The organism is Abditibacteriota bacterium, from assembly GCA_017552965.1.
Lineage (GTDB): Bacteria > Armatimonadota > UBA5829 > UBA5829 > UBA5829 > RGIG7931.
The window spans coordinates 41,127-49,688 of the sequence record JAFZNQ010000054.1; the positions used below are offsets into that span (position 1 = coordinate 41,127).

An 8,562-nucleotide genomic window follows, 5' to 3' on the forward strand; every position below is an offset into this window, starting at 1 on the left:
TATGGCTACCAAAACCGTGTTCGTGTGCCGGGACTGCGGCTACGAGAGCTCCCGCTGGATGGGCAAATGCCCTCAGTGCGGAGAGTGGAACACCATGGAGGAGGACGTGTCTCAGGTCAAAAAGAGCTCCTCTTCCACCGCCCCGGCAGCCGTGGGCGGCGCTCCCGAAAAGCTGTCGGAGGTGTCGGCTTCTCAGGGCCTGCGCAGCAGCACGGAGCTGGCGGAGCTGGACAGGACTCTGGGGGGCGGAGTGGTCCCCGGCAGCGTGATCCTCATAGGCGGCGACCCCGGCATAGGCAAGTCCACCATACTCATGCAGGCGGCCCAGGGGCTGTGCCGGCAGGGCAGGGTGCTGTATATATCCGGAGAGGAATCCCCGGGGCAGATCAAGATGCGGGCCGACCGTATGGGCATAAAAGGGGAGGACATATACCTCCTGTGCGAGACGGACGTCAATGCGGCTCTCGCCAGAGCGTCGGCTCTGAAGCCCGCTTTTATCATAGCCGACTCCATCCAGACCCTCACGGACGACAGCGTCAGCGGCTCCGGCGGCTCCGTGAGCCAGGTGCGCAACGCCTGCAGCCTGCTGACCCGGGTGGCCAAGACAGAGAACATCCCGGTGTTTCTGGTGGGCCACGTGACCAAGGAGGGCTCCATAGCGGGCCCCAAGGTGCTGGAGCATATGGTGGACACGGTGCTCTATTTTGAGGGCGAAAGGCTCAGCAACTACCGCATACTCCGGTGTGTGAAGAACCGCTTTGGCTCCACCGACGAGATAGGCATATTTGAAATGACCGGCGAGGGCCTCAGGGAGGTGACCAATCCCTCCGCCCTCTTTACCGGCGGCAGGGAGCACCGGGGCGGCTCGGCGGTGGTCCCCGTGCTGGAGGGCACCCGGACCATATTGGTGGAGGTGCAGGCGCTGGTCTCCAAGAGCTACCTGCCCAACCCCCGCCGCATGGCCTACGGCTTTGACCTGAACAGGCTCAGCATGATCATAGCAGTGCTGGAAAAAAAGGTGAATATCCCCTTTACAGCCAAGGACGTATGGGTCAACGTGGCCGGCGGCGTGCGCATCAGCGAAACTGCCGCCGACCTGGCAGTGGCCGCCGCATTGGTGAGCTCCAATCTGGATACCCCTCTGGACCCGGCCGCCGTGGCTCTGGGAGAAGTGGGGCTGGGAGGCGAGCTCCGGCAGGTGTCCTACGCGGACAAGCGATTGGCAGAGGCGGAGAGGCTGGGCTTTGAGACCTGCGTGATGCCCCGGCAGAGAGTGGCCTCCGGCCATATGACAGTCAGGCAGGCCGCTTCGCTGGGCGAAGCCGTGAACCGGCTGCTGAATACGGAGAAGTGATGAGAGAATTGTTGCGAAGCGAGATCACCGGCTGGAAATGGTGGGAGGTCCTGTGGCTGGCAGTGGGCGTGTCGGCGGTGACAGCCGCCTCGCTGCTCTTTCACAGCCCGGGCCTGCGCATATTCCAGGCGGTCTGCGGCGTGGTGTCGGTGATACTCATGGGCAAGGGCAAGCCTCTGGGCTTTGTGTTCGGAGCGGTGAACGCCCTGCTGTATTCATGGGTGTCCTGGCAGGTGCCCTATTACGGCGAAGTGGCCCTGAATATGCTCTACTACGTGCCCGCCAACGTCATAGGCTTTTTTACCTGGCGGCGCTATATGAACAGCGGTACTCTGGAGGTCATCAAGAAGAAGCTGCCCCCCGCAGGCGCTGTGGCCGTCTATGTGGGTACGGCGGCCGCCATAGTGGTGTTTGGCCTGGTCCTGAAGGCCATAAAGGGCAGCCTGCCCTTTGTGGACGCCACCAGCACCGTGGTGGCGGTGGTGGCCATGATACTGGGCATCAGGAGATATTCGGAGACCTGGTTTTTGTGGATCGGCTCCAATACCGTGTCCGTCATCATGTGGGTGTATCAGGTGAACAGGGGCGGCGAGATGGTGAATCTGCCTGTGGTCCTCATGTGGAGCGTGTTTACCGCAAACAGCGTGTTCAGCTGCATCAGGTGGTACAGGGAAGCCTCCCGGAAGTAAGAAAAAAAAGGCAGTCCTGCGGGACTGCCTTTTTTTGCGTTTCGGGGGCGTGACGCCAAAAGGACAGGGTCGGAGACAATGTCTCCGACCCGGTATTTGCAGTCAGCTGTGTCAGAGCTTTTTGGCCAGCATCAGCTTGGTGTTGTCCTCGCCGCCGTTGGCCAGATACAGGAGAGGCATAGGCCTGTCCACTCCTTCGATGTAGGAGGGGCGGGCGTTCCAGGCCTGCTGGCTGAGCACGTTGCAGAGGTCCATCCAGTATTCCAGCACCGCGGGCTTGAGGCCCTCTATCATGTGGATATGGTTGGCGGGCGGGAAGTGCTTGTATTCGTTCATGGTGGCGTATTTGGGCGTCAGGAAGGTGTGAGGCCAGGTGGGGTCCGTCAGGTCCGCAAATTCCTTGCGCATATCTGCAGGTATGTCCGCCGTCTCGGCTTCGTCCCAGCTCATGGAGAAGAGGCCGCTGATCTCAGAATACATCATCCTGCCGGCTATGCCCTTTATGCCGCCGGGGGAATGGAAGCAGGCGGAGTTGCCGCCGCCGATAAAGTAGGCGGGGTCTGCCAGAGGGAAGGTGACGTTCTTCATGAGGGCGTCCACGCTGTCGCCGGGCATGCCGGCCCAGTCAAAGGCTGCGGAGCCGGAGTTGTTGCCGTCCACGAAGCCCTTGCCGGCCCACAGAGCGTTCTCGTCGATGGAGATGCCTTTTTCCGCTGCCAGAGCCTTGATCTCGTCGGGCTCCCACACCTTGCGGAAGTCCATGAAGAGAGGAGCCTTGCCTGCGGTGAGGCAGGAGAAGATGAGCATGGTGAGCATGCCCTGCATGTCCGCTTCGGTGGCGAAGGGGATGGGGGCCTTTTTGCCCTGATGGTCAAAGGTGGAGTTGAAGAAGCACTCGGCTATGTCGGGAGTGGCCATGCCGATGCCCCGCTTGTCGGAGCCCCATTCCAGCTGGTTCATAAAGCCGCCGCCTATGGCGTTCAGGTCCTTGAGGAAGTCTCTGAGCACCAGATACATGGCGCAGGACTCTTCGAACTTGGCTTCGTCGTCCGCATTGTTCAGCTGGACGCCGCCGCTCTTGGCCTTGAGCCAGGAGGCCAGCTCCTTCTGCTCCTTCTTGCAGTAGGCTTCCTTGCGCATCAGGTCGCTGATGAGCTTCATATCCACCCGGGCAAATTCCAGACCGAACTGCTTGCGCACGGGGATGATGTGGGCCATGGCGGTCTCCATACCCATGGAGTCGTGGCCTATGACGGCTACCCGCTTGCCCTTCAGATACTGCTTGGTGACGGCGGCGTGGCACCAGTCCACCAGTCTGTCAATGGTGTCGGGCTTGACCTTGGGGAACATGCCCCGGTCCTCCCAGGTGCCCACGTTCATGTGGATGAGCCTGTACTGGCTGACGGCGCCGGCGGTGGCCTGGGCATACACCACGCCCGGCTTGGGGCCCGCGTTGCCGCAGGTCAGGTTGATGGGAGTATCCTTGGGGAAGTGGGCCATCAGGGAAATGGTGGTCAGCTGGGGGAAGGACCAGGTGTCGGGCACTCCCACCAGAATGTTCACTCCGGCCTCCTTGAAGGCGGCGGCCACTATGTCGGCGGTCTTTTCGCCGTCCACCAGAGTGCGGGAATAGACCACCTGGCAGGGCTCGCCGGTAGGGAGCAGCACTCTGCCTTCGATGGAGTCGGCAATGATCTTGACTATATTGCGGCACCTGTCTCTGACGGTCTCGTCGAGACGGGGGTCGCCGGGGGCAAATACGCCTATGACCGGGTTGTTGGCGCGGTGTGAGTCTGCTAATTCGATAGCGGGCATGTTTAATCTCCTTGTACTTTGTTATGATCTATCTTGATGGCGATAGTGATATACAGATCTTTTTCCTTGGCATCCGCCACGGTGATAGGCTGTCCGTGAGGCATCAGGATGCCGGTGATATAGTAGTTTTCCTGAGCCTTCAGCACCTGTCCCTTTTGGATGTCAAAGGTGAAAAAGGCCGTGTAGGACACGTCTGCCGTGCCCTCATAATCTCTGAAGGTCAGAGCGAATCTGGAGCCCAGCTCCTTTTTCTGCCGGTCCAGGCTGTCCATGGTGAGCACGCCCTTGCCGGTGTCCGGCTTTTGGGAGGCCGCCGAGATGGAGGCCACTCCGTCCCTGACGCTGACCAGGGTGCACACGGTCTTCAGGACGGTGCCGGAAAAGGGATTGATCACCTGTCCGGTCCATCTGGAGGCTGCAGCCTGCTGCCTGAAGTCTCCGCTGCCTCTGGCCAGCGAGGCGAGAGGCGTCACCGGGCCGTCGGGAAGGCTCAGCTGGGGCACCGTGGCCGCCTCGGACATGTTGTCGCCTATGAACAGCTTGTCCTTTGCGGGCAGGAGCCGCATCCCCCGGGGCGTCAGCTCAAAGGGGATGGAAGCGCGCCTGACGGCAGACTGTGACAGGGCGCTGCCCCTGGGGCCTTCGGTCTCTGCCAGCAGCTCGCTGCCGGAGGGAGTGACTGACGAGTCGTAGATGAGCCTGGAGACGGCCTTGGAGCTGCCCGCGTCCGTGGTGATGTCAAAGGTGATGACGCTCCGGACGGCGGCGGGAGCCTGCAGGACCAGAAGGGTGTCAGTCTGGGCCCGGCAGGCCGGGCAGCACAGCAGAGCCCAAAGGACCGCAAGGACCGGAAGGGCCTTCATCATATGATTTCCAGATAGTCCTTGTCGGGCAGGGCCGGGAAGGGGGCCGTGGGCAGTGTCTGGTACCAGTAGGCCACAGAGGCTATGTCGTCCTGGTTGGGCAGGTATCTGCCGCCCGAGCGCCAGCCCAGAGCCTGGATGGTGACCCTGATATCCTGCTCAAAGCGTATGGGATCCATGATGTGCCACCTGTACAGTGAAAATCTCTGCTGGCTCTGATAGGTGCCGTCCGGGCGCACCACGTGGGGCATGCCGGAATAGGGAGAGGCAAACTCGGTGTAGCTGCCGCCTATGTCAAAGTTGTAGCTGCCGCAGAAATAGTCCTCTGTGCCGGTGCCGCAGATGGTGGGATAGTCGGTGTCGCCGTCATAGTAGAATTTGATCTCGCCTTCGCCCCACCAGCCCGTGTTGTTGACCTGCCAGGCCATATAGGTGCCCACGTAGTGGCCCCGGCCTTTGACTCCGTCAAGTATGGTGTACACGCTCTTGTAGGGCAGGGGATTGGTCCGGCGGAACTGGGCGTGAAAATAGGCGCAGTCCTCAGGTATCTCCGTCAGGGTGTAGTCTATCTGATAATACAGCACGAAGTTGTCCGGAGACAGATTTTCCATGGTGATGCGGCAGCGCTTGCGGAAGGGCATCTCAAAATAGCAGTTCATGCCGCTGCGGGGATTCAGACACATGGCCAGGGATCCAAAGGGCTTGGCGTCGGGCCAGCCGGCGGCAAAGAAGTCCGACATGGGGCACTCCACCGAAGGCTGCGTCTGGTCGTCCCAGTATATGCGCAGTATCTGCCAGCGGCTGACGCCGCCGGGGGTCATCCAGATGTGCTGGATGGCGCCGGGACCCTCTATATCTGCCAGCTCTCTCGTCTCCCCGGGCTTGATAAAAATGGATGGGGATATCTTCCAGCCGGGCCCCAGCTCTCTGGCGCAGCCGGCTCCGGTGCCCTCAGTGGCTCTGGCGCCGCCTCCCTTGGCTCCGTCGAAATTCTCGGCGGATATGGAGCGGGTGCGGGCGTCGGACAATCGGGACAGATTGCCCATATTCATTCCCAGTCCGTTAAACATAGGTGTACCTCGCAAGTTCGTAGTTAATATTATTATATCATCAAACAGCCCGGCGTTCAACACCGCCGGAGGGTTTATTTGGTGTCGCCGTAAATATTGTCTTTGATGATGACCCGCTTGCCCTTCTTTTTGTTCACCGGCTTTTTCTGTGTCCACAGAGTGTTCTGGGCAAAGATGCAGGAATTGGCTGTCTTTTCTATGACGATGGGTATGGGGTCCAGAAACACGTTGCAGTAGAATATGCTGTCTGTGACCGTGAGCTGGCCTTCCTCCTGGCGGAAATAGGCTGCTGTCTGAGTCGCGCCGTTGATGGCGTAGAAGTGGCAGCTGTCAAAGACCACGGCTCCCTTGCATTTGACCAGTATGGTCTCCTCCTCAAAGGGCTCCTTGACTATCTGGCAGCCGAAAAAGCCGCAGTTCGAAAACTTGATGGGGCCGTAGTTCTTCTCGTCTATCAGTATCCTGCCGAACATCTGGGAGTTGGTAAAGGACACGCCGCTGTGCCCCTGGGTCTCCTCTATGTGCAGGGCCATGTCGCAGCCGTCCGCTCCGGACTGGCTGCAGAGAAAATTGCCCGGTCCGTCGGGAGCGGAGGTCTTGAAGTGAAAGCCCTTCCAGTAGGAGATGCAGAAGCAGTTGGACACGTATTCCCAGTCGCCTCTGGAGAATATAAAGGCGGTGCCGTGCTTGAGGGTCCAGTCGGTGAGGGGGGCTGTGTCCTGTCCTTCCCGCTGCACGTGGGCGGTCCAGAAGGGCCACAGGTGCACGTTTTCCAGCCTGCCTATGTCATAGCACTTGTCCACGAAAATGCCCTTGTAGATGGCCTGGGCGTAAAAGTTGCGGATGAGGTGCCTGCCTGCCGGGTCGGAGCCGAAGTCTATGGCCTGATAGGGATTGACGAAGAGGCAGTCCAGCACGGCTATGTTGTCTCCGATGCCCGCCACCGTCCAGGGGTAGGGGATGGGGACCGAGTCGGTGATCTGGTCGGGATAATAGACCACTATCCCCTTCAGGGTGGAGTTGCGCTCCATGCGCATAAAGGGCGCGGCGTCCCGGTCACCGGCGCCCCAGGTGGTGAGGAGCACGCTGCCGGAGATGATGTCCTTGTCCGGGTCGTAGGAGCCGGTGACGCTCTTCGCCTCCGGGTCAAAGATGGTGGCGCAGGCGGGGGCTTCGCCTTCTCCCAGGAGAGTGACGCTGTAGCGTATGGTGATGTGTCCCTTCAGGAGAAACTGTCCGCCGGGCACCAGCACCCTGCCTCCTCCCGCTTCGTAGGCCGCGTCTATGGCCTTTTGAAAGGCTTCGGTGCAGTCGGTCCTGCCGTCCGGGACGGCGCCGTGGTCGGTGACCCGGGTCTCAAAGGCCCAGGCGGCTCCGCAGCACAGGGCCAGAGCCAGACACAGTATGAGCAGCTTGGTCATGGGTATTACCTCGTATATTATATTTTTTTGTATAGCTTATCGTGGCTCCCTCAGGGCAGGAGACGGGCCGGAGCGCTGCCGGGAAAGGTCCTGTCCGGCCTGAAGCCTTCGGCAAAGAGGCAGCCGCAGGCCAGTCCCCTGAAGCGGGCCATGGTCTCAAAGGAGTAGGCAAAATCCATGCCGTATTGGGACCTGAGCCAGCTGATCTGGCTCCGGTGGCAGGCCATCATCTTCAGCTTCGTGTCCATGACGGAGGTGACGTCCACGTATTCCTCCGGCTCAAAGCTCACTCCGTTGGGATGGTCGTGATAGAAGATGTAGGGAGTCCGGTCCGTGGCCGGATGCCCCGTCTCTATCAGGGGAGCCGACGCCAGCAGGGCAGCGTCCCGGGCCAGCAGGCTGCAGGCCCGGTGGTCCGGATGATAGTCGTCCGGCGAGGGGCACAATATGACGTCGGGCCTGCTCCTGCGTATAATGTCTATAAATATATTTCTGTTGTCTATGGAGTCCGTGAGAGAGGCGTCGCCGAGGCCCGCCCAGATCACCTCGGCGCCTATGACGGCGGCTGCGGCCCTCGCTTCGCCCTCTCTGACGGCAGCCAGCTCGTCGGGCGCATACTCCATGCTGCCCATGTTGCCGTTGGTGATGCAGGCATTCGTTATCCTGTGTCCCCGCTCCGCATAGAGAGCCAGAGCGCCGCCGCAGTAGCACTCTATGTCGTCGGGATGGGGGCCTATTGCCAGTATGTTCATAGGTTCGTCCTTGTCTTCGGTGTGGTATATCAGATTCATTATATACCCTGGGGGCGCCGGTGTCAACAAGGATTTTTGCAGGTTTTTTTGCCGGGCAGGTTGATTTTCCTCCCGGTTTGTGATATCATATAATTGTCCACGGGGATATAGCTCAGCTGGGAGAGCATCACACTGGCAGTGTGAGGGTCAGCGGTTCGAGTCCGCTTATCTCCACCATCAGGAGCCCTTTGAGGGCTCTTTTTTTTGCCCCGCTCGGCGCCTGCAAGGCCTGCGCGGGGCCTTTTTTTTGGCAGCTTGTATAGGATAAAAATATTATATACATATATAATAATAGTTTGCTATACAGGGCCCTGCAGGGCGGCTCGGCCGCCTCGGTCTGGCAAATAAAAAATATTTCAATTTCTTTGGAACTTAGGGCTTGACATGTCTGTCCCATAAGTGGTAAAATCATATTGGTAAACCAAATACACTTTTAGGAGACACAAATGAAAAAAGGTTTTACACTCATCGAACTCTTGGTAGTCATCGCAATCATCGCCATTCTGGCGGCCATCCTGTTCCCTGTTTTCGCGCAGGCCAGAGAAAAGGCCAGACAGAC

8 protein-coding genes and 1 tRNA gene are annotated in these 8,562 nt (G+C 59.6%); 4 read left to right on the forward strand and 5 right to left on the reverse strand.

Annotated features, from left to right (window positions below; translation table 11 throughout):
- Position 1: 1 nt before the first annotated feature.
- Together radA and IK083_05475 are read left to right on the forward strand one after the other, a co-directional pair.
- Positions 2-1,354 carry a DNA repair protein RadA gene (gene radA / locus IK083_05470; GenBank protein MBR4749003.1) on the forward strand — a complete coding sequence of 451 codons (1,353 nt, stop codon included), beginning with the start codon at positions 2-4 and terminating at the stop codon, positions 1,352-1,354.
- Positions 1,354-2,043 (forward strand): nicotinamide mononucleotide transporter, encoded by a 690-nt coding sequence (locus tag IK083_05475; protein MBR4749004.1) that lies wholly within the window; start codon positions 1,354-1,356, stop codon positions 2,041-2,043. The genes radA and IK083_05475 overlap by 1 nt, the downstream gene beginning before the upstream one ends.
- Before the next feature lie 111 nt (positions 2,044-2,154).
- On the opposite strand, the gene IK083_05480 is transcribed toward IK083_05475, so the two are convergent.
- The 5 genes from IK083_05480 to IK083_05500 all read right to left on the reverse strand — a co-directional run bounded on the left by IK083_05480 (position 2,155) and on the right by IK083_05500 (position 8,003).
- Positions 2,155-3,858, reverse strand: a complete 1,704-nt coding sequence (locus IK083_05480) for a hypothetical protein (GenBank protein ID MBR4749005.1) — start codon at positions 3,856-3,858, stop codon at positions 2,155-2,157.
- A gap of 2 nt (positions 3,859-3,860) precedes the next feature.
- Positions 3,861-4,724 carry a hypothetical protein gene (locus IK083_05485; protein MBR4749006.1) on the reverse strand — a complete coding sequence of 288 codons (864 nt, stop codon included), beginning with the start codon at positions 4,722-4,724 and terminating at the stop codon, positions 3,861-3,863.
- Complete coding sequence (locus tag IK083_05490) at positions 4,721-5,773, reverse strand: DUF2961 domain-containing protein (GenBank protein MBR4749007.1); 1,053 nt, start codon at positions 5,771-5,773, stop codon at positions 4,721-4,723. Before IK083_05490 ends, IK083_05485 begins: the two co-directional genes overlap by 4 nt.
- Positions 5,774-5,865: 92 nt before the next feature.
- Positions 5,866-7,212 carry a hypothetical protein gene (locus IK083_05495; GenBank protein ID MBR4749008.1) on the reverse strand — a complete coding sequence of 449 codons (1,347 nt, stop codon included), beginning with the start codon at positions 7,210-7,212 and terminating at the stop codon, positions 5,866-5,868.
- Positions 7,213-7,262: 50 nt separating this feature from the next.
- Positions 7,263-8,003 carry a PIG-L family deacetylase gene (locus tag IK083_05500; GenBank protein MBR4749009.1) on the reverse strand — a complete coding sequence of 247 codons (741 nt, stop codon included), beginning with the start codon at positions 8,001-8,003 and terminating at the stop codon, positions 7,263-7,265.
- Positions 8,004-8,104: 101 nt separating this feature from the next.
- Between IK083_05500 and IK083_05505 the strand changes: the two genes are divergently transcribed.
- Positions 8,105-8,180: transfer RNA gene (locus IK083_05505), tRNA-Ala, on the forward strand.
- Positions 8,181-8,449: 269 nt separating this feature from the next.
- On the forward strand, positions 8,450-8,562 hold a 113-nt coding region (locus IK083_05510; protein MBR4749010.1), incomplete at its 3' end, for a prepilin-type N-terminal cleavage/methylation domain-containing protein.